Here is a 19,521-nt window from a genome sequence, read left to right as displayed (position 1 = left end):
TTTTCTCTCCGAAAGTGGGACCACTGAGTGACCCCCAAAATTTAAATTAAGCTTGTTGACCAATGGTGTTCATTAGGTTGTCTAATGCAGGGTCATGTAAGAAGTTCTTGATAGTGACCACAGGTAAACCCGTTGCTTTAATCGCTCTATTCTCTAGGCTCTCGTGAGTCACCACCACATCGGCATCAGTTGGGACTTTTTCGATGGCAAAGTTTTTAACTTGAACATCGTAACCGGCTTTTTCTAGTTTGCGTTTGAAAGTCGATGCTCCCATGGCGCTTGAGCCCATTCCCGCATCACATGCAAACGCAATAAATTTGATGTTCTTTGCTTCTTTTGGCTGTTCTGTTGAGGCCTGAGCTGATGCTTTTGCTACCACCCCTTCTGCTTTCATATCTTTCATGTCGGTTATCGACTGTTCAAACTCGTCTTCTGATTGTTCTTTCTTGCTCACTTTGAGGATTGCACTTGCGACAAGGAAAGACACAACCGTTGCTGAAGCCACACCTGCGATGGTTGCGAAGAAGCTACCTTTTGGTGTGAGTGCTAAGTAAGAGAAAATCGAGCCAGGACTAGGGCCAGCAACCAGACCACCATCAAGTAGGTTGAACGTGGCAATACCTGTCGCCGCGCCAGCAATCATCGCAACAATCATGATTGGCTTCATTAGCACGTATGGGAAGTACAGCTCATGGATACCACCGAAAAAGTGAATGATGATTGCACTTGGTGCTGATTTCTTACTTAGACCTTGACCAAATTTCGCGTAAGCCAAAAGCATACCTAGGCCAGGACCTGGGTTTGACGCCACCATAAAGAAGATCGATTTGCCCGTTTCCGCCGCCGCTTGCAGACCTAATGGGTAGTAAATACCTTGGTCGATAGCGTTGTTTAGGAACAGTACTTTTGCTGGTTCATTAATAATGGCAAGTAACGGAAGAAAACCAGTTGCCACAAGCGCTTCGATACCCGACTTAACGAATAGGTTCGCAGCAGTCACAGCAGGACCAACAATCGCGTAAGCAAATAAACACATCAACATGCCGAAGATGCCTAACGAGAAGTTGTTTACCACCATCTCAAAACCTGAAGGGATCTTGTCTTGTAAGCGTTTATCGATTTGAACGATCACCCAGCCACTCAATGGACCCATGATCATTGCGCCAACAAACATTGGAATCTCAGCGCCAGCGATAACACCCATGGTACCTATCGCACCAGCAACTGCACCACGCTTATCCCCGACAATTTGTCCACCGGTATAACCAATAAGCAGAGGAAGTAAATAAGTGATCATCGGACCCACTAATTCACCAAAATATTCGTTAGGCATCCAACCTGTTGGAATAAATAATGCAGTAATAAAGCCCCATGCGATGAAGGCTCCAATATTTGGCAATACCATCGCGGTCAGATGACCACCAAAAGATTGCACTTTTGCTCTTATATTTGTAGACACGGTATATTCCTTATTTTCAAAGGTTATTAATAGCTTTTAATAATTTCAAGTACGTCAGCTTTTGAAGATGAAGCGGCCAGCTTGGCAATGTTTTCTTCATCAACTAACATTTCACTAAGTGCTTGAATAACCTCGATGTGTGTATCTGAATCCTTTGCAGCTAATGTTAATAAGACATTCGCTGGTCCCATTTCTGAGCCGAAATCAACTGGGGTTGAAAAAACATGGATACCCAACCCAGTCTTTATTACACCTGCTTCTGGACGGGCATGAGGCATAGCAATGCCTGGACAAAGAACATAATAAGGTCCATTATCATGCGTTGACTGAATGATCGCATTGGCATAGTTATCGGTAACGTAACCTTTATCTTGCAAATAACGAGTCGTTTCTTTAACTGCATCTTCCCACTTATATTCAGAGTGGTTAATGACATCAATTAAGTCGTGGTCAATAAGGTCATAAAGCATAATATATCCCAGTTATTCTTGTTCGTTGTTGTTGGGATTATTATCAATGGAAGTTGTCGAATCGAGAAATGGCAAAGAAACGTGACTTTAGTCACCTATAAATAACTGTCAATCGGATATTTCTACGCTACCCCTCAAATTAAAGCTGTAATTAAATTACAAATTTACAATTAAAAACAAGTCAATAGTTTAAGTTTGACATTAACCTCAATAACCAAAATTAATTTAAAACAATAAAATGAGACGTGAGTTCAGGTTAGACGGTTGACCATAAATTAATTGTGATAATAGTGATGTTTATATTCGTAAAGCAAGGAATGTAACACGCTAAAATCAGTGATCAAGATCGCGTATGAAATCTAAACACCATTCAACTGAAATTTTACGACATAACAAACTGCTAACTCACTCATCCAGCCTCACGACATGCAAACGACCTGCATAAAAAAGTCTGACGAAACTCCAAATACGGAAAAGCCCAAAGTTATTAGCTTTGGGCTTTTCTTCTAGCGACTGTGGTTGATTACAACCGAGTGATGCGACAACCGAGGCTTACAGCGTCATATGCAGAATTGGAAATGGTTTTCCCATGTCATCAATTGGAGAGCGTGATTCAATTTTGAACCCCATGTGCTGATAGAAACCTACCGCTTGTGGGTTTTGCTCATTAACGTCAACTTTAGTGGCTGCTAACTGCTTAATGGCATGTTGCAACAACACCGTACCTACGCCTTGCCCTCTAACTTCATTTAAAACGAAAAGCATCTCAACTTTTGCATCATGGACACCCACGAAGCCAACAATCGAACCACTTTCATTTTTAACGTATTTCAAAGAAACCGCAGGGAACGCATGTTCCATGATAATAGGTTTAAAAAACTCAATATCTTCTTCTGTAATAAAGTCATGAGTTGCTCGGACCGAATTCTCCCAAACCTTAAGCATTTCTGCATAATCTTCAGGAAGCACATTTTCTATAGTCATAATTTTCTCTAAATTGAACTGAAGATAAACGTGTGCAGCCGCGAGCCAGTAGTTTATCAGTGGTTAGAAAAACAAAACAACCGCCTTCTCTGTACGATTTACTCACTTCGCTAGCCCTATCAATCGGGCATCACCACAATACCCATGGTTTCAAGCAGTTGCTCTTGCTGCCACGCGACGATTTTAATCCCCGATGTGTCTACCTTGCGAGGGTCTAACCCTTCTAATTCAGCATGGCATAAATTCGCCCCTTGCATACTAAATTGCCCCCATACATCTTCCGAGAACACACCTCGGCTGAGATCAGACTCTTTCAGTGACGCGCCGCCAAGGTAAGTGCCTATCCAACGATTCTCAAACAGCTCACACTTCTCTAAACAAGCTTGTTCAAAATTGGCGTATGACAGATTACAGCCCGTAATATACGCAGAGCAAAAGTACATTCTATTGCTTACCTGATTGGCAAAGTTAGCGCGAGTAAAGTTCGCCCCTTTCAGGTCGCATTCACGTAGCTCAATCCCATAGCAATTCGCATTACTAAAATTCGCCATCGCCAACTGGCAATTCTGGAAGCTTGCATCTCGTAAGTCGGCAACATCAAAGTGGCATCCCTCAATATCGCCTTGTTCAATAAACTTACAGTTAATAAACGTTGCGTCACGTAAGTTCGAACGTCTGAAATCACAACGGATAAACGTACAGGCTGTAAATGTAAGCTCTGATAAGTCTTGCTGAGCAAAATTGTGGTGATGATAAGTGCTGTTATTGGTGTCCATTTAGCCCCCTAAAGAAATTAAGCTAAGACTACCATTGCGATCTTAAGAAAACACCAAATTAAAAACGAACAAAAACAGCAACTTAAAACACCCTGATTTAGCCATTTTAAGGCACCAAACAAGCCCTTTAAGGTTGTTATTTTCGATTTATAGGATGTGCTTATCTTGAAAAAAGTTTTGTCGCTTAGAAGTACCAATAAGAGAAAAAGTTACTTTGACGGAACGAATCAATTATTGACCGCGTCCTAACGCGCTAGACTGGACGGTTGGTATGTTGCTCGTTACACTATTCCTCATTCTCAGCATAAAGAGTAAGAACAATGAAAGACATGCGACAAGCTATGCTCGATGCAGGATTTAGCCTTATTAATGAACACGGGTTTGCTGGTGTTGGCCTGATGAAGATCATCAACCAAGCGGAAGGCACGAAGGGTTCTTTTTACCACTACTTTAAATCCAAAGAGCACTTTGGTGAGATCCTTCTTACTAACTACTTTGATGAGCATCTCGCTAAGCTGGATGACTTTTTAAGTGATGAATCGCTTTCTCGTCGTGACCGCGTTAAAGCCTATTTCGAGTTTTGGTGTGCGTCGAAACTGACTGAAGACTTCAATATCCAATGTCTTGTCGTAAAACTGGCGGGAGAAGTATCTGGGTCTGCTAACCCATTGCAATCGACCATGGCAGAAGGCGCAGAAAAGATAATCCTGCGTATGGCAAAGCTGTTTGAAGAAGGCAATGAGGCCGGTGATTTCACTATCGCAGAGCCCGAATCGCTATCTCGAACGCTTTATGGTTTATGGCTTGGCTCAACGCTCATGGCCGCCATGCAGCGTAACCGTTCGATTCTAAACAATGCCATGGAAGAGACTCTTCTCGCCATGAGCCCAGCCCAAGAATCGGCTGACTAGATACCCGTTACCAAATACCAAATACCAAGAGGCTCGCACAATTTAGCGAGCCTTCTATCTAACTTAAATCTTGATTGAATCCATTCACGCCTACTCCATTACCCCAGACGAGACGCAATATTATTGGCTTTGAATAAGTCCTTAATAACAGGGTCGATATGCTTGAAGAAGCTCAGCCAACCTTCACACAAGTAATTTAGCCCTGCTTCGCCATCTCGGCTTGTGATGATACGGTTTTTGGGGCATTCGCCATGGCATGCAAATTTAAACTCACAGGCTTGGCATTGTTTCGGCAGAGACTTCTGTTTGGCGAACCCAAAACTCTGCTGCTTTGGCGAAAAGGCTAAAGTTGAAAGTGCTTGTTCCTGAATATTACCTAACTGAAATTCAGGAAATACATAATGGTCACATGAGTACACATCGCCATTGGGCTCAACCGCTAACCCTTTGCCGCAGATCTCACTCAGCGTGCACATGGTGCTTTCTCTGCCCATCCATACACCGACAAAATTTTCAAAGTACGGCACTAACACTCGACCAAAATCGTGTTCAAACCACTCATCAAAAACGGTAGTGAGGAATTGTCCCCATTGCGCAGAGCCGACACTCCACGGTTCAACCTCGCCTGATACGGGAATGATCGCTTGTTGGTTGCTCAACCATTTATTGTTGGTGTGAGCTTCGCGCTTATCGACGACAGGAATAAACTGCAATTGCTTCGAACCCACTTCATCGCGTAGAAAGCGATAGACCTCTAATGGATACTTACCTGTCACATCATTCACGCAGCTTAGAGTCGCGAACTCGACGTTATGTTGTTTCAAGTAGCGAATGCCACGCATTGTTTGAGAAAAAGTGCCTTTGCCTGCACGGTTGGTTCGGTAGTGATTGTGTAAGTGCTCTGGGCCGTCAATACTCACACCAATGATAAAGTCATTCTTCTTGAAGAACTCACACCACGCATCATTCAGTAACGTGCCGTTGGTTTGAAGGTCATTGCTGATCTTGCTGTAGCTAGGGCAATATTTTTTCTGCAGTGCGACCACCTTTTGAAAATATTCAATCCCCAATAAAGTAGGTTCTCCACCATGCCAAGAAAAGATGATTTCAGGTGTATTCTGCCCTTCTATATATTGCTTGATATAACGCTCTAACAGAGCTTCATCCATCGTATATTGAGAGCCTTTTGGGTAATCAAGCAGCTGTTGTTTTTCTAAGTAATAACAGTAGGTGCAACTGATATTACACACCGCCCCAATGGGTTTTGCTAACGCCTGAAGTTTGCTGTGTGCTTTGCCATTGAACTGCGGAACTGAACTCAAATTTGATAGCGATAATGTCGTCATGAAGAGTGCCTCGATGTAAAAGTTATTGTATTAGCCAAAACAATTCGTAATTCCTTTACACGGTGTTCATCGTCCAACCAAGCTTGATGGCATTAGGTTGGCCGAGTGGTTTTTTCCTCTATTTCACGTTTTCAAACGGGTTCCACGCTTCGTCAACCGGGACGATATTTTGCGCTTTTTCGTATTCTTGATATTCAGCGACCATTTCAAGGAACAGATCTGGCATTTCATTTCTCAAGTCATGTTGCTCAGCTGGATCTTTCTTGGTGTTGTATAAGTGCCACTCACTGTCACCGCCCATTCCCGTAGAAATTCGGATGATCTTATGATCACCTTTAAGCAGAATTCCGCTACCAAACAATTCAAATGGAATCGCATTGTTGGCACTGTGCACGTCTGCCGTTTCCCCTTTGAAGTAAGGCAACAAGCTCACACCACTCATCGGCGCCACTTCTCGACCTTGATATTCGGTTCCTGGATGATCGACCTCTGCAATCTCAAGAATCGTGGCTGCAATGTCCTTCACTTGGGATAAGTCGTCTGTCTGAGTTCCCGGTTGCAACGCATCTTCACCGTCTAAAAGCACTTTGGCTGGCTTAACGATAAATGGCACGCGGATACCGCCCTCTGCTGTGTAAGCTTTGTACCAAGATAGGCCACCGGTTGAAGCGCTTGCCCACTCAGGTCCAAGTGACACACTGGAGTTCGCCTTACCCAAATTTTCAGTCGAATTATCGAAATGATGAGCAGTCCACGTTCGGATCAAATCACTGATATTTTCACCGGTAATATCCGCCGCTTCTGGGCCGTTATCCGCTAGATACATAATGTAGGTATTGTCGTACTCGCCGATTTCTTTCAGGTAATCGACTATCTGGCCGACTTGTTGGTCCTGCATTTCCATCATGCCCATCGCGACAGCCATTTTCTTGCCATACCACTTTTGTTCTTTCTCAGAGAGCGAGTCCCAAGGTCGGCTTAATGCGTTACGATCTGAAATATCGGCATCTTTTGGAATCACACCCATCTCTTTCATGCGTTGAAAACGGTCTTCTCGAACCGAGTCCCAACCATGCTCAACGTAGTAATCGACTTTATCTTGATAGGCAGACTCAGGCGCTTGCAGTGGCAGGTGAATACCGGTGAATGGGACGTAAGCGAAGAAAGGCTTACCGTCGTCTTTTTTGCTATCGATCATCTTGATGATCTCGTTGGTGTAAACTTGGTCTGAGTACTCGCCTTTGTAATTATCCTCAACCACTTCACCGTTGCGGTAAGTTGGCTCAACTTCAACACCGGGAATATCGCCTTTTTGCAACGCACCCGCTGTCGCAGCGTTTTTGGCAGGGAACATCATATCTCGGTTAAAGTGATTCGAACCGCCCGCTAAGATACCGTAGCTCTCTCCAAAACCTCGATCGTCAGGTAGGAAGCCATCCTCGTGTCCCAAATGCCATTTACCAGACAGGTAAGTGTTATAGCCACTCTCTTCGAGCAGCGTTACGACCGTGACGCCTTTCTTGGTGAGGTAACCTTCATAACCCGGCTTACCAATCGCGCCCGGATAGACGGCATAGTCGAAGGTGCCTAGCCCAACCTCGTGGCTATTTGCTCCGGTTAACATCATAGAGCGCGTTACCGATGAGGTTGGTGACGCGTGAAAGTTAGTAAACTTAACCCCCTCTTCAGCCAGCGCCATTAGGTTTGGTGTATTGGCTTCTGAGCCATAAGGCTGAGTATCGGCAAAGCCCACATCATCGCCAACAATAACAACAATATTCGGTTTTTCTGATTCAGCCGCAAGAGCAGCACTGCTTGCCGCAGCCATTGCAGTGAAGACTAAAGATTTCTTGAATGTCTGCATAAGACGTTCTCCAATTTCTGTGATTAACTTGTTTCAGTAATTAACTTTTCTGCGAGTAACTTTTTCTGTGAGTAACCTGAGTTAAGATTTGAATTAATGCGCGGCTTGCGACATCCAATGTAATAAGTCGAGCGCGGGGTCATACTCTTGAGTTGCTGCCATGCCAATCCAGGTGACAGCCTCCGCTTGGCTGGCTTGAACGCCACTTCCAGAGATATACATCAACCCAAGCTGTGTTTGAGCTTCAGGGCTACCGTTATTAGCTGCGGTGACGAACCACTCCGCGGCTTTTTCATCATTCTGTTCTACGCCATCTCCGCTCAGATATAAGTAAGCGACAGAGATCTGAGCATCCAATTGCCCTTGATAAGCCTCATCCAATAATTGCGCGACATCTTGATGCTGCTGCGATTGGTCCATGGTGCCTACGTTCTTAGAGCTTTCGCTTCCAACGCTTGCTTTGGCAAAAAACAGTGCGGCCAAAACACCAGTCAGAATCACGGTAGTTAAACGTTTATTGATCATTTATTTCCTCCTCGGGGAATAAAGGTCACAACGTCCCTGTTGAATGCGTTAGGTGAAAAGTAGGAATGGCGCGATGATGCACAAGCTTGATAGCAATACGTTTTCAATTTTCATAATTGGCTCTCGAGTAATAGTTGTGAGTGAATCAGGGGCTGAACTAAATGGTCATAAAATTCAGTCGATTAAGACAGAGACTTAAATCGCTTTCTCTATGATGGTTTCAATCGTCTGTTTCGAGATTGGGTAGAACTGAAAGCAGATGTCTTTTTCAATCGCTTCTGCAATGTTGCTCTTCTCTTGCTCATCAAACTCCCAGCTGCTGAAACGCTTCATCGCACCGACACTGGTTTGGAAGTTGTTTAAGAAATCCAACACTCTCTGGTAAACCATCTCATCGGTTCCCGTAGTGTCGACCGAGAAAGCTTGAGCTAACTTCGCCGCATTTGGCATATAAAATTCCGGCAGCGCTTCAATCACAACCGGCATCAGTACCGTGTTGGCATCGCCATGTGGAATGTGGCTAATCGCACCAAAAGCGTGAGCACAGTTGTGAATCGGAATGCCGCCCAAAGACGAATAGAAAGCAGAGATCGCCATGGTGCTCGCTTGAAGAAGATTGCCGCGCGCTGTTAGGTTTTCTGGATCTTTAAGTGCCAAGGGTAAGTTTTCAACAATCAGTTTTGCCGCCTGAATTCCGTAAGCGTCGGTGAATGCATTACTCATTGGCGAGACAATCGCTTCAACAGCGTGTGTTAGTGCATCCATCGCGGTAGAACGAGTCAGGTGAGCTGGCAGCTTAGTGGTCACTGTTGGATCAAGAATTGCGATATCGGCTTCCAATCCCGATGCGACTAGGCTTGCCTTAATGTTTTCATGTTCGTTGTAAAAAACAGCAATAGGAGAAGCTTCTGCACCCGTACCAGCCGTTGTCGGAACAGCAATGTGGGGCACTCGAATATCTTCATTGTTTGGCCACACATCCATATGACCACCACCTGCAATTACGGTGCGAATGTCATCTATCTTCTTATGAAATGCGTATTTCACACCTTTAGAAGCATCAATTACGCTGCCGCCGCCAACAGACAAGATCGCATCAGCATTGACGCTGTTTGCAAACTCAATGGCTGCGTTGATGTTGTCGCAAGTCGCGTCTGGCGCGATATCGGTGTACACGCCAACAAGCTGAACCGCTTGTTGGTTCGCTTCCTGATTCCCATTCTGGTTTACAAACAACGCCGAGAACTGCTCAACAAAGCCAAGAGACTCCAAACCTTTATCAGAAAAGAGCACGACTCTTTGCGCACCTAAGCGACCAAACAGAGAAGGGATATTTTCAATGCCGTTCTCTTGAGCATGAACAATGGTTTTAAGTTGAAAGTTAAAATTATTGGTTGTCATGGTGTTTACCTCATTTCTAGTTGATGACTAAACAATAACCAAAACAAACCGGTCGGTCTAGAGTGTGAATGTCAAAGATATGTCAATTAAGATCTTTATGGATCATTGCCCCAAAACGAAAAAAGCCCGAAAATGCGGGCTGTAATCATAAGTAAGCTATTGATCATTATAGAAGTGTTATTGACTCACCCTGAGTAAGTCACAAACGGTTAACGATTAACGAAGGTGAGCTGGGACCTTACTCTTATCTCTAGTGAGGTAGTAGTACAGATAAACCAAAGAATAAACGGTCACAAAACCATCGAGCGCAAACACGCCGCTCCAGCCATAGAACCACTCATAATCGTTGATACACACGTTGTATAAGAAGATGCCAACAAACATCGACTTCTCAAATGCGCTGTAAATCATCGTCGAGGTGCGCAGCGATTTGTACTTCGCCGAGAACATCAACAACACACCAATACAGCCAACCATCACACCCCAGTGTTGATAAGTCCCCAGCAAGTACTCTTTGTTTTCCATCATGGTCTCGTTGTACGAGAACAGCGTCTGCATACTCCAATCTGGCGCTAGGAAAGTGGAAAAAGCCGTCGCTGTTAAGAAACCGGTAATCATCAAATACGATTTGATCGTACGTTCAAAAAAACGTTCTAACATAAAAGTAACCTCTTAAAATAATTTCGTGAAAATAACTTTTTGAAAAATAAACAGTGTCATACCAACAGTGATTTACTGGCCAAGCATGCCCATCACTGCTGTTTTTAATTCGTTGTCTTCTTTTGAAAACAGATGTTTAACTCGATGATCTAAACCCGTTTCCAAGACTGTTTTGGCGTGGGAGAAAGTCAGGAAACCTTCTTTACCGTGATAGTTGCCCTGACCTGATTCACCAATGCCACCAAACGGCGCATCATCAACCGCTAAATGGAACACACAGTCATTAATACACATGCCACCGGAGTGAACTTGGTGCTTAACCTGAGCCTGTAAACTCAAATCAAAGCTCATCAGGTAGAGTGCTAACGGCCTTGGTTTGCTATTGATGACTTGGAACGCCTCTTCGACATTGCGATACGTAATCAAAGGTAATAATGGGCCGAAAATTTCTTCGTTCATCACCTTGGATGACAGGCTTGGTTCAACGATCAAATGTGTCACCAATCGATGAGTATCTAGGTCCATCGCTTCGTCATGGCAAGCAACGATTCGTGTCCCAGCTTCCTGCTCTTCATTCAATAAACCAACAATACGATCACATTGGCGAGGGTTAATGAGCGAGGTTAAACTCTCAGAGTAGATCCCTTCATCAAACAAGAATTGGTACTGTTTTTTATACTCAAGAATGAAGGCTTCAAGCTTATCTTCAGGGAGTAGCACGTAATCTGGAGCGACACATACTTGGCCGTTGTTTAGGCTCTTGCCATAAATGGTTCGCTCTACCGCAATATCTATCGGCATGTCTTCTGCCACGATAACCGGCGACTTTCCACCCAGCTCTAGCGTGACTGGAGTTAGCGTGTCAGCCGCTGACTTCATCACTTGGCGACCCACTTGGGTTGAACCCGTAAACAAAAGATGATCAAACGGCAACGCCGAAAATGCGGCTGAGATTTCTACCTCACCTTCAACCAAGCACACCTCATCGGCATCGAATACTTCCGCCAATAGCGCTGTTAATACTTGGTTCGTCGCTGGGGTAAATTCGCTCATCTTGATCATGGCGCGATTGCCAGCAGCCAGAGCAGAAATAAGCGGGCCGACGGATAACATGATCGGGAAATTCCACGGAGCAATAATCCCGACAACGCCTTTGGGTTGATAAACCACCTCCACACGAGAGGTTGAAAGCAAAGGGCCGGAATGACGAATCGAAGATGTCGACCAATGAGGTAAACACTCAATGCTGTGATCAATATTTCCGATGCAAGGCAATATGTCGGCCATCAAAGTGTCTTGTCGACTGCGGTGACCATAGTCCTCACTCACGGCTGAACACAAACGATCTGTGTAATCGATAAGCGCAGATTTAAGTGCAAGCAACTGCTCAATTCTCACCGATACCGCTGGCATCGGGTTCTGTGCAAAAGCTCCCTGCATGTTGTTCAACGTCATGGTCATTTGTGTTGGCGTCAATTCGTGTTTCATACATCACCCCGTGGTTAAGATGAGCACACAATAATACACAACAGACCGGTCGGTCTAGTGTTTTATTGTCAGAGAATAGTCAATGGAGTTTTGATGACAATCCAATGAGGCGGCTACAAACGGGGCAAAAAGTCAGGGGAATTTAAAATAAGAAGGCGTAGCTAACACGCAAGGCAAATAGAGAATTTTAAATGGCAGGATCAAAAATGGCCGCTTAGTGCGACCATTTGACAATTATTTAAGTTGTTGTTCTAAATAAACAATTTATAAATAAGGTTAGCTCTTGGCTACGTTTGCAATGCCTTCAAGTTGAAGTACTGGAGCGGCGTCGATGTCTTCTGCGTTCATCATTGATGATACTCGCTGCATTGAAGAAAGCAGTAAGCTTTGCTCCCACGGCTCTAGGTTTTGGAATTTTTTAACGAAGTTATCTTGCAGCGGTGGTGGCGCATTGTTTAGCAACTCTTGACCTTTTTCAGTCAGGTTTGCGTGTACTTTGCGGCGATCTGACGAGCTGCGAACACGTTGTACATAGCCATTCAGTTCCAAGCGATCGATGATCGTGGTTGTGGTGGCTTGGCTTACATTGGTGTGATTAGACAATTCTTTGATCGTCACATTACCCATTTCTTGGATTGCTCTCATTAAGATTAATTGAGGGCCAGTCAAACCATACTCTTTACTCAGCTTTTTCGAATGTAAATCGATAGCGCGAATAATTTGGCGAATAGCGACCAGGATTTCGTCATGTTTGTCCAAGATGCAGACCTTTGTACTAATATACTGTGAATGGTTTTACAGCGTCGAAGCGATGATATGTCCTGATTATTTACGTCAGGTGAGCTCGAATTACACTGTAAATTGATAAATTACTTCATTGATTTTTCCGCATTGTACTGATGTTCATACTATTCTCAATCTTTTCTATACCACTAAACTTGCGTGGTACGGCACTTTTGCTTAATGAAGGGGAAATGAAAGCTTCAATGAAGACAAAAATAATGAACCAGAGAATACAAACTCAAAGAATAATATATTTTAATAATCATAGAGGTAGAGAGACTTAACCCTCTCCACCTAATAAAAAACCAGCCCTAATCGCCAAGCTGGAAAACGAAATTTTACGCGGCTGTATTCATCTGAAAATTACCCGTTAGTGCGTAGTAAAACTCGCTGTTATCCAGAATACCGACCAGTTGATTGTCTTCCACCAGCAAAATCGGGTGGTTACTGATCTGCTTGAGCTTAATCGCATCACGCATGCCAATTTCCGGGCTTGCCACAACTACACTCGACTCGCTGATTGCAGTTAAGTCGTCAGATTCACTCCACTCGACAAGCGCCAAAGCAGATTCACCTTTCACCGATAAAGCACCTTCACTCTGTTCAATCCAGAGATCTTTAGAATCGCAGATCTTCCAGCTTTCATTCTCTTGCGTTAGTGAATCAAGAGGCTGCATCAAAGAGCGACCTTTAAGCACATTCAATGGATTGGTATGAGCAACGAAGTCTTTTACGTATTCTGTTTTTGGCGTCAATACGATCTCTTCAGGCTTACCGTGTTGAATCAGCTTTCCTGACTCCATGATCGCGATGTTGTTACCAATCTTCAGTGCTTCATCTAGGTCGTGACTCACGAACAAAATCGTTTTGTTGAGTTTGCTTTGCAGTGTGATCAGTTCATCTTGCAACTGAGCACGAATCAGTGGATCAAGCGCCGAAAACGGTTCATCCATCAACAGAATGTCGGTGTCCATTGCAAACGCGCGCGCCAAACCAACACGTTGCTGCATGCCGCCAGAAAGCTCATGTGGAAATTTGGTTTCCCATTCCGCCAGGCCGACCATTTCTAATTGCTCACGCGCTTTTGCACGACGAACATCTTTCGCTACACCCTGCATTTCAAGACCAAACGCTACGTTGTCTAATACATTAAGCCATGGCATCAAAGCAAACTTTTGGAAAACCATGGATACACGGTGAGTACGAAGATGACGCAGAGTCGCTTCATCACACTGTGCTAAATCGACTTGTTGGTCACCGTCTTTGATTGTCAGTGAACCACGGCTGATCTCGTTCAAGCCGTTAACTGCGCGAAGCAAAGATGATTTACCAGAACCAGACAACCCCATCAGCACACAAATCTCGCCTTCTTCAACGGTCAGCGACACATTATCTACGCCAACCACTTGGCCAGTCTCATCAATGATCTCTTGGCGAGTTTTACCTTGGTCGAGTAGCTCAAGCGCTTGTTTCGATTTATTACCAAACACAACATCGAGATTCTTAATGGTAATCGCGTCCATTGTCTTTTTTCCCTGAGAGTTAGACATGATTAAGCTTCCTTCTGGTTTGGTGTTTTGCACAAGCGGTCAAGGATGATTGCGACTAATACAATCGCTAATCCAGCTTCAAAACCTTGTGAGATGTTCACTGTGTTCAATGCACGAACAACAGGTTTACCAAGTCCGTCAGCACCGACAAGAGCGGCGATAACCACCATCGAAAGCGACAACATAATACATTGGGTTACACCCGCCATGATGCTTGGTAGAGCCGCCGGTAATTCGACCTTCATCAGCAATTTCATGCGGCTGGCACCAAACGCTTTACCCGCTTCAATCAACTCTTCAGGCACTTTAGTGACGCCTAAGTAGGTTAAACGAATCGGTGCAGCTATCGCGAAAATAATGGTAGAGATTAAGCCAGGAACAATACCCAAGCCGAATAGAACCAGAGTTGGAATCAGATAAACGAAAGTTGGGACTGTCTGCATCAAATCAAGAATTGGACGCAAAACTGTATAGAGCCAAGGACGGTGAGCAGCCATGATGCCAACCGGTACGCCAATTAATACGGAAATCGTTGTCGCCGCAAAGACGAGAACAAAGGTTTCCAGCATTTCTTGCCAATAGCCGAGGTTAAGAATAGTCAGCAGTGCTGCGACCACAAAGATCACCAGCGAAGGTTTACGGTGTAAGTACCATGCAATAGCAGCAGTCATTACGATTGGCAGAGCAGGCGGCATCCACTTAAATACATCGACTAAAAACATAATGACGGTTTCTAGAAAAATCGAAATAGCGTCAAAGAATCCTGCTGCATTGATTGTTAGCCAATCAACACCCGCTTCCATCCATTGTCCGACAGGGATTTTGTTTTCCGTAATAAAATTCACAATATTGCCTTTTATTATGGGTGGGCTACTTCAAACCAATCGATAAATTGGCAAGCCCACCTTTATTATTTATGTAGCTGTTGAGATAGGTAGAACTAAGCTTTAACTTGCTTTAAGTATTCAGTGACGGCTTGAGTCGCTGATTCACCTTTATGCGTTTTTACGTTGTCTAACCAAGCTTCAACTTGTTGAGGATTCTTGTTCAACCATTGTTGAGCTGCTTTTTCTGGCTTCACTTTTTGGTTAAGAATCTCTTCCATCAACTGGTTTTCCATCTCTAGAGTGAATTCTAGGTTTTGTAGAAGTTGACCGACGTTTGCACACTCAGACAGGTATTTTGAACGAACGTTAGTGTAAACATTCGCGCCACCGTAGTTAGGGCCGAAGAAGTCGTCACCGCCTGAAAGGTATTCCATCTCAACATTGCTGTTCATCGGGTGCGGAGCCCAACCAAGGTAAACAATCCATTGGCTGCGACGTGCTGCGCGTGATACTTGAGACACCATGCCCGCTTCGCTTGATTCCACTAGGCTGAAATCTTTCAAGCCAAACGCGTCAGAATCAATCATTGATTGGATTAGGCGGTTACCGTCGTTACCCGGCTCGATGCCGTAGATGCGGTCTTTAAATTTGTCGGCATGTTTTGCTAGGTCGGCGAAGCTTTTCACGCCAGAGTCGTACACGTATTTTGGTACAGCTAGTGTGTATTTTGCGCCTTCAAGGTTGGCACGAACGGTTTCAACTGTGCCCTCTTCGCGGTACTTAGCAATATCGCCTTCCATGGTTGGCATCCAGTTGCCTAGGAATACGTCAATATCGCCGTTCGCCATTGAAGAGTATGTCACCGGTACTGAAAGTAGGTCGGTTTTGGTTTTGTAACCAAGGCCTTTTAATAGTTCAGAAGTAACGGCGGTTGTTGCGGTAATGTCAGTCCAGCCTACATCAGCGAAGCGGACGTTTTCACATTGCTGTGGTTCAATAGAAGCGTTAGCACCAAATGCAAATGAACTGATGGCTAATGTTGCTAATACCTTTTTTGTAGCGGTTTGTTTATGTTGAGTCGTCATAATGATTCCTTTTTATCTTTCCTTTTTCTGCCCTAACTCATACTAATCAGGGCAGTTTTGCTGACTTTTGACTAATTTTGGTTGTTACTTTTTATTATTTTTATCTCAATAACAGAGGCTTACGCTTCTCTTACTGGTTTATTGATTCTTTGCTTCTCTTGCCATTCAGGTGCAATCCACACTGGAACGTCCTGCTCTTTGAGCATTGGCTTACCCAAAATCAAATCGGAAGCACGCTCGGCAACCATAATGGTCGGGGCGTTCAAATTACCGTTTGGAATGATTGGGAAAACCGATGAGTCGACAACACGTAAATTATCGACACCGCGAACGCGACACTCTTCATCAAGCACTGCCATTGGATCATCATCTGAACCCATTTTGCAGCCACAAGAAGGGTGATATGCACTTTCAACGTTCTGCTTAACCCATTCATCAATTGCTTCATCGGAAGTAATATTTAGACCCGGCTGAATCTCTTTTCCTCGATACACATCCATCGCAGGTTGAGACAAAATCTCACGCGTCAGACGAATACAATCGCGCCAATCTTGGCGATCTTGTTCAGTCGAGATGTAGTTGAAAATGATCTCTGGCTTGGCATGCGGATCAGCAGAAGTGATCGCAACCGTACCGCGACTCTCTGGCTTGTTAGGCCCAACGTGTACTTGGAAACCGTGACCATCAAAGGCCGCTTGTCCGTCGTAACGCATCGCTGCTGGCAGGAAGTGATATTGAATGTTTGGCCACTTCAATCCTTTACGAGAGCGAATGAACGCACACGATTCAAAGTGGTTAGTAGCACCCAGACCTTTGCGAGTCAGAATCCATTCCGCGCCAATCATGCCTTTGCTCACCAAGCCAAGCTTGCTGTTGAGTGTGATGGGTTCGTTGCAGTGATATTGGAAGTACACTTCTAGGTGATCTTGAAGGTTTTCACCGACACCGCTTAGTTCGTGTTTAACTTCAACGCCGGCCTTTTCAAGCACGGCTTTCGGGCCGATACCAGAAAGCTGCAGCAGTTGAACCGAGCCAATAGAACCCGCAGAAGAGATCACTTCTTTGTTCACCACAGCCACCTGGGTATTGCCTGACTTTTCAAACTCGACACCAACCGCTTTCAAGCCTGATTGACCTTCTGAATCTTGTGCTTCAAGTAAGAAACGACGCGCCACGATGCCTTTTTTCAAGGTAAGGTTTGAACGCTTCAATGCACGACGTAGATAAGCGTTAGAGGTTGAGGCTCTAACACCCTTGTCTACCGTCATATGCATGGTACCAAAGCCTTCTTGCTGGTAGCCGTTGTAATCTTGTGTTTCTGGGTAACCGGCGTCTTTACCTGCATCAATGAATGCTTGGTAAAGCGGGTTGAGCTCCATATCGTTACCGTTACAAGTGCCGACAGGGCCATTGTCGCCACGATATTCGTCACCACCTTTATTCCATGATTCAGCACGGCGGAAGTAAGGCAAGCAAGCTTGGTAATTCCAACCGGCTGCGCCCTCTTCTTCCCATTGGTCAAAGTCACAAGCGTGGCCACGAACGTAAACCATGCCGTTGATCGATGAGCTGCCACCCAACACCTTGCCGCGTGGACAATGCAGTTCACGTCCATCAAGGCCCGGTTCTTGTTGGGTCTCAAATTGCCAAGCGTACTTTTCAGTATTCATCGGGTAAGAAAGCGCAGTCGGCATTTGGATAAAAATACTCTTATCCGTACCACCCGCTTCCAATAATAAAACGCTATGTTCACCGCTTTCCGTTAGCCTATCCGCTAACACACAGCCGGCCGAACCCGCGCCGACGATAATATAATCGTAGCGTTGTTCCATGTTTTGATTTCCCTGAGATGAGTCAGTAGGGCTAGCTCTGTTAAGCTAACCCATAAAATTGAGTGTTACGCGTTAGGCATAAGGGCTGGCGTAGTCGCCAAGTTCAATAAGAATGCTCTTAGTCTGCGTATAGTGGAGTAGAGTCTCTGGCCCGTTTTCGCGGCCAACCCCTGAAAGTTTGTAGCCACCAACAGGCATTTCTGCAGGTGAGTCACCCCATGTATTAACCCAACAAATACCCGCCTGCATTTGATGAATAACACGGTGAGCGCGAGAAAGGTTTTGCGTGAACACACCAGCAGCAAGGCCGTATTTAGTATCGTTAGCACGACGAATCACATCGTCTTCGTCCGTAAACTTCAACACCGACATAACAGGGCCGAAAATTTCTTGCTGAACGTGAGGCATGTCGTCATGGCAATCTGTGAATACCGTAGGAATAACAAAGTTGCCGTTTGCTAAGCCGTTGTCCGTCACTTGATAACCGCCAGTCAGCAGAGTTGCACCCGACTGTTTAGCCAGCTCAATTGCTTCAAGGACTTTTGAAAGGTGTTCTTTAGAAATCAACGCGCCGATCTGAGTCTCCATATCCATCGGGTTACCAATGATGAGCTTCTCAGTGCGTGTTTTAAGTTGGTCGATAAATGCGTCGTAGATGTTTTCGTGTACATAAACACGAGTACCGTTAGTGCACACTTCGCCTTGGGTGTAAAAGTTAGCGACCATTGAAGCTGACACCGCATCGTCCAATTTCGCATCATCAAAGATGATCATTGGTGATTTACCGCCGAGCTCCATCGTTACAGACTTGAGTGTTTTAGCACTGTCTGACATTACCGCTTTGCCCGTACCGGTTTCACCCGTGAACGACACTTTAGCGATGTCGGGGTGAGCTGTTAGCATTTGGCCCACTCGGTAATCACCCTGAACTACGTTAAACACGCCATCAGGAAGACCAGCTTCAGTAAAGATCTCTGCAAGCTTTAGAGCTGTGAGCGGCGTCTCTTCTGAAGGCTTGAAAATCATCGCATTACCCGCAGCGAGTGCTGGAGCCGATTTCCACATCGCAATTTGGATAGGGTAGTTCCACGCGCCGATGCCCGCACAGATACCTAGCGGTTCGCGGCGTGTGTAGAAAAATTGAGATTCACTCAGCGGCTGTTGGTCGCCTTGTAGCGTTGGAGCCAAGCCAGCAAAGTATTCAATAACATCAGCGCCAGACGCCACGTCCACTTCAATTGCTTCTTGCAGCGGCTTGCCCGTATCAACAACCTCAAGGTTTGCAAGGTCATCATTTCGAGCTCTAAGTATTTCCACTGCCTTCAACAGAATGCGGCTGCGTTCCACAGCGGTCATTGCAGACCATACCGCAAACCCGCGTTTCGCAGATTCAATAGCACTGTCGACATCTGCTGAAGATGCTTGGCCTAAGGTCGCGATAGGTTCACCGTTGGCAGGGTTAATGCTATCAAAGGTTTCACCAGAGGTTGCTTTAACCGCTGCGCCATCGATGTATAACGAGTTCATTTCCATTTGAGATTCTGACTTAATTATTGTTAT

The 19,521-nt window shown here is 44.9% G+C and carries 17 protein-coding genes; 1 reads left to right on the top strand and 16 read right to left on the bottom strand.

The features are described 5' to 3' along the window. Window positions 1–46 precede the first annotated feature (46 nt). From AB4512_RS19310 to AB4512_RS19295, 4 genes are all read right to left on the bottom strand, one after another. Entirely contained in the window at window positions 47–1,459 is a 1,413-nt protein-coding gene (locus tag AB4512_RS19310; RefSeq protein WP_082152263.1) for a PTS mannitol transporter subunit IICB, read from the bottom strand. A gap of 26 nt (window positions 1,460–1,485) precedes the next feature. After that, window positions 1,486–1,929, bottom strand: a complete 444-nt coding sequence (locus AB4512_RS19305) for a PTS sugar transporter subunit IIA (protein ID WP_108092688.1) — start codon at window positions 1,927–1,929, stop codon at window positions 1,486–1,488. A 552-nt stretch (window positions 1,930–2,481) separates the two neighbouring features. Further along, window positions 2,482–2,913 (bottom strand): GNAT family N-acetyltransferase, encoded by a 432-nt coding sequence (locus AB4512_RS19300; protein WP_372175379.1) that lies wholly within the window; start codon window positions 2,911–2,913, stop codon window positions 2,482–2,484. Window positions 2,914–3,032: 119 nt separating this feature from the next. Beyond that, the gene (locus AB4512_RS19295) at window positions 3,033–3,689 is read right to left on the bottom strand and encodes a QnrS family quinolone resistance pentapeptide repeat protein (RefSeq protein WP_372104839.1); all 657 of its coding nucleotides are present in this window, start codon (window positions 3,687–3,689) and stop codon (window positions 3,033–3,035) included. Between the two features lie 320 nt (window positions 3,690–4,009). Here AB4512_RS19295 and AB4512_RS19290 point away from each other — a divergent pair, with 320 nt between their 5' ends. Then, on the top strand, window positions 4,010–4,600 hold the full coding sequence (locus tag AB4512_RS19290; RefSeq protein ID WP_102458015.1) for a TetR/AcrR family transcriptional regulator: 591 nt from the start codon (window positions 4,010–4,012) through the stop codon (window positions 4,598–4,600). Between the two features lie 98 nt (window positions 4,601–4,698). Here AB4512_RS19290 and AB4512_RS19285 read toward each other — a convergent pair whose 3' ends face one another. From AB4512_RS19285 to betB, 12 genes are all read right to left on the bottom strand, one after another. Then, window positions 4,699–5,946, bottom strand: coding sequence for an anaerobic sulfatase maturase (locus tag AB4512_RS19285; protein ID WP_372175378.1), 1,248 nt, complete (start codon window positions 5,944–5,946; stop codon window positions 4,699–4,701). A 118-nt stretch (window positions 5,947–6,064) separates the two neighbouring features. Further along, window positions 6,065–7,810 (bottom strand): arylsulfatase, encoded by a 1,746-nt coding sequence (locus AB4512_RS19280; RefSeq protein ID WP_372175377.1) that lies wholly within the window; start codon window positions 7,808–7,810, stop codon window positions 6,065–6,067. Between the two features lie 93 nt (window positions 7,811–7,903). Next, window positions 7,904–8,335 carry a tetratricopeptide repeat protein gene (locus AB4512_RS19275; protein ID WP_372175376.1) on the bottom strand — a complete coding sequence of 144 codons (432 nt, stop codon included), beginning with the start codon at window positions 8,333–8,335 and terminating at the stop codon, window positions 7,904–7,906. A 195-nt stretch (window positions 8,336–8,530) separates the two neighbouring features. Beyond that, window positions 8,531–9,736 carry an iron-containing alcohol dehydrogenase gene (locus AB4512_RS19270; RefSeq protein ID WP_372175375.1) on the bottom strand — a complete coding sequence of 402 codons (1,206 nt, stop codon included), beginning with the start codon at window positions 9,734–9,736 and terminating at the stop codon, window positions 8,531–8,533. 216 nt (window positions 9,737–9,952) lie between these two features. Continuing rightward, window positions 9,953–10,396, bottom strand: coding sequence for a hypothetical protein (locus AB4512_RS19265; protein ID WP_372175374.1), 444 nt, complete (start codon window positions 10,394–10,396; stop codon window positions 9,953–9,955). Window positions 10,397–10,468: 72 nt separating this feature from the next. Beyond that, window positions 10,469–11,884 carry a coniferyl aldehyde dehydrogenase gene (locus AB4512_RS19260; protein ID WP_372175373.1) on the bottom strand — a complete coding sequence of 472 codons (1,416 nt, stop codon included), beginning with the start codon at window positions 11,882–11,884 and terminating at the stop codon, window positions 10,469–10,471. A gap of 276 nt (window positions 11,885–12,160) precedes the next feature. Beyond that, window positions 12,161–12,643: a MarR family winged helix-turn-helix transcriptional regulator gene (locus tag AB4512_RS19255; protein WP_017061075.1), complete on the bottom strand. Its 483-nt coding sequence runs from the start codon at window positions 12,641–12,643 to the stop codon at window positions 12,161–12,163. A 362-nt stretch (window positions 12,644–13,005) separates the two neighbouring features. Continuing rightward, complete coding sequence (gene choV / locus AB4512_RS19250) at window positions 13,006–14,217, bottom strand: choline ABC transporter ATP-binding protein (protein ID WP_372175372.1); 1,212 nt, start codon at window positions 14,215–14,217, stop codon at window positions 13,006–13,008. A 2-nt stretch (window positions 14,218–14,219) separates the two neighbouring features. Next, window positions 14,220–15,062, bottom strand: a complete 843-nt coding sequence (gene choW, locus AB4512_RS19245) for a choline ABC transporter permease subunit (protein WP_009845976.1) — start codon at window positions 15,060–15,062, stop codon at window positions 14,220–14,222. 95 nt (window positions 15,063–15,157) lie between these two features. Continuing rightward, a complete protein-coding gene (locus AB4512_RS19240; RefSeq protein WP_372175371.1) occupies window positions 15,158–16,129 on the bottom strand; it encodes a choline ABC transporter substrate-binding protein in 972 nt (323 codons plus the stop codon). Window positions 16,130–16,248: 119 nt separating this feature from the next. Further along, a complete protein-coding gene (gene betA, locus AB4512_RS19235) occupies window positions 16,249–17,961 on the bottom strand; it encodes a choline dehydrogenase (RefSeq protein ID WP_372175370.1) in 1,713 nt (570 codons plus the stop codon). A 72-nt stretch (window positions 17,962–18,033) separates the two neighbouring features. Further along, window positions 18,034–19,494, bottom strand: a complete 1,461-nt coding sequence (gene betB / locus AB4512_RS19230; RefSeq protein ID WP_372175369.1) for a betaine-aldehyde dehydrogenase — start codon at window positions 19,492–19,494, stop codon at window positions 18,034–18,036. Window positions 19,495–19,521: the final 27 nt, after the last annotated feature.

It is taken from the genome of Vibrio sp. 10N.222.52.B7 (genome assembly GCF_041474275.1).
Classification (GTDB): Bacteria; Pseudomonadota; Gammaproteobacteria; order Enterobacterales; family Vibrionaceae; genus Vibrio; species Vibrio crassostreae_C.
The sequence above is the reverse complement of the archived record's forward strand: the minus strand, read 5'-3'. Positions and strand labels throughout refer to the sequence as shown.

Coding starts and splice junctions, on each gene's coding strand:
- betB (WP_372175369.1), bottom strand. CDS start 19,494: ATGGAAATGAACTCGTTATACATCGATGGCGCAGCGGTTAAAGCAACC.
- AB4512_RS19280 (WP_372175377.1), bottom strand. CDS start 7,810: ATGCAGACATTCAAGAAATCTTTAGTCTTCACTGCAATGGCTGCGGCA.
- AB4512_RS19265 (WP_372175374.1), bottom strand. CDS start 10,396: ATGTTAGAACGTTTTTTTGAACGTACGATCAAATCGTATTTGATGATT.
- AB4512_RS19295 (WP_372104839.1), bottom strand. CDS start 3,689: ATGGACACCAATAACAGCACTTATCATCACCACAATTTTGCTCAGCAA.
- AB4512_RS19290 (WP_102458015.1), top strand. CDS start 4,010: ATGAAAGACATGCGACAAGCTATGCTCGATGCAGGATTTAGCCTTATT.
- AB4512_RS19260 (WP_372175373.1), bottom strand. CDS start 11,884: ATGAAACACGAATTGACGCCAACACAAATGACCATGACGTTGAACAAC.
- choV (WP_372175372.1), bottom strand. CDS start 14,217: ATGTCTAACTCTCAGGGAAAAAAGACAATGGACGCGATTACCATTAAG.
- AB4512_RS19305 (WP_108092688.1), bottom strand. CDS start 1,929: ATGCTTTATGACCTTATTGACCACGACTTAATTGATGTCATTAACCAC.
- AB4512_RS19300 (WP_372175379.1), bottom strand. CDS start 2,913: ATGACTATAGAAAATGTGCTTCCTGAAGATTATGCAGAAATGCTTAAG.
- AB4512_RS19285 (WP_372175378.1), bottom strand. CDS start 5,946: ATGACGACATTATCGCTATCAAATTTGAGTTCAGTTCCGCAGTTCAAT.
- AB4512_RS19240 (WP_372175371.1), bottom strand. CDS start 16,129: ATGACGACTCAACATAAACAAACCGCTACAAAAAAGGTATTAGCAACA.
- betA (WP_372175370.1), bottom strand. CDS start 17,961: ATGGAACAACGCTACGATTATATTATCGTCGGCGCGGGTTCGGCCGGC.
- AB4512_RS19275 (WP_372175376.1), bottom strand. CDS start 8,335: ATGATCAATAAACGTTTAACTACCGTGATTCTGACTGGTGTTTTGGCC.
- AB4512_RS19270 (WP_372175375.1), bottom strand. CDS start 9,736: ATGACAACCAATAATTTTAACTTTCAACTTAAAACCATTGTTCATGCT.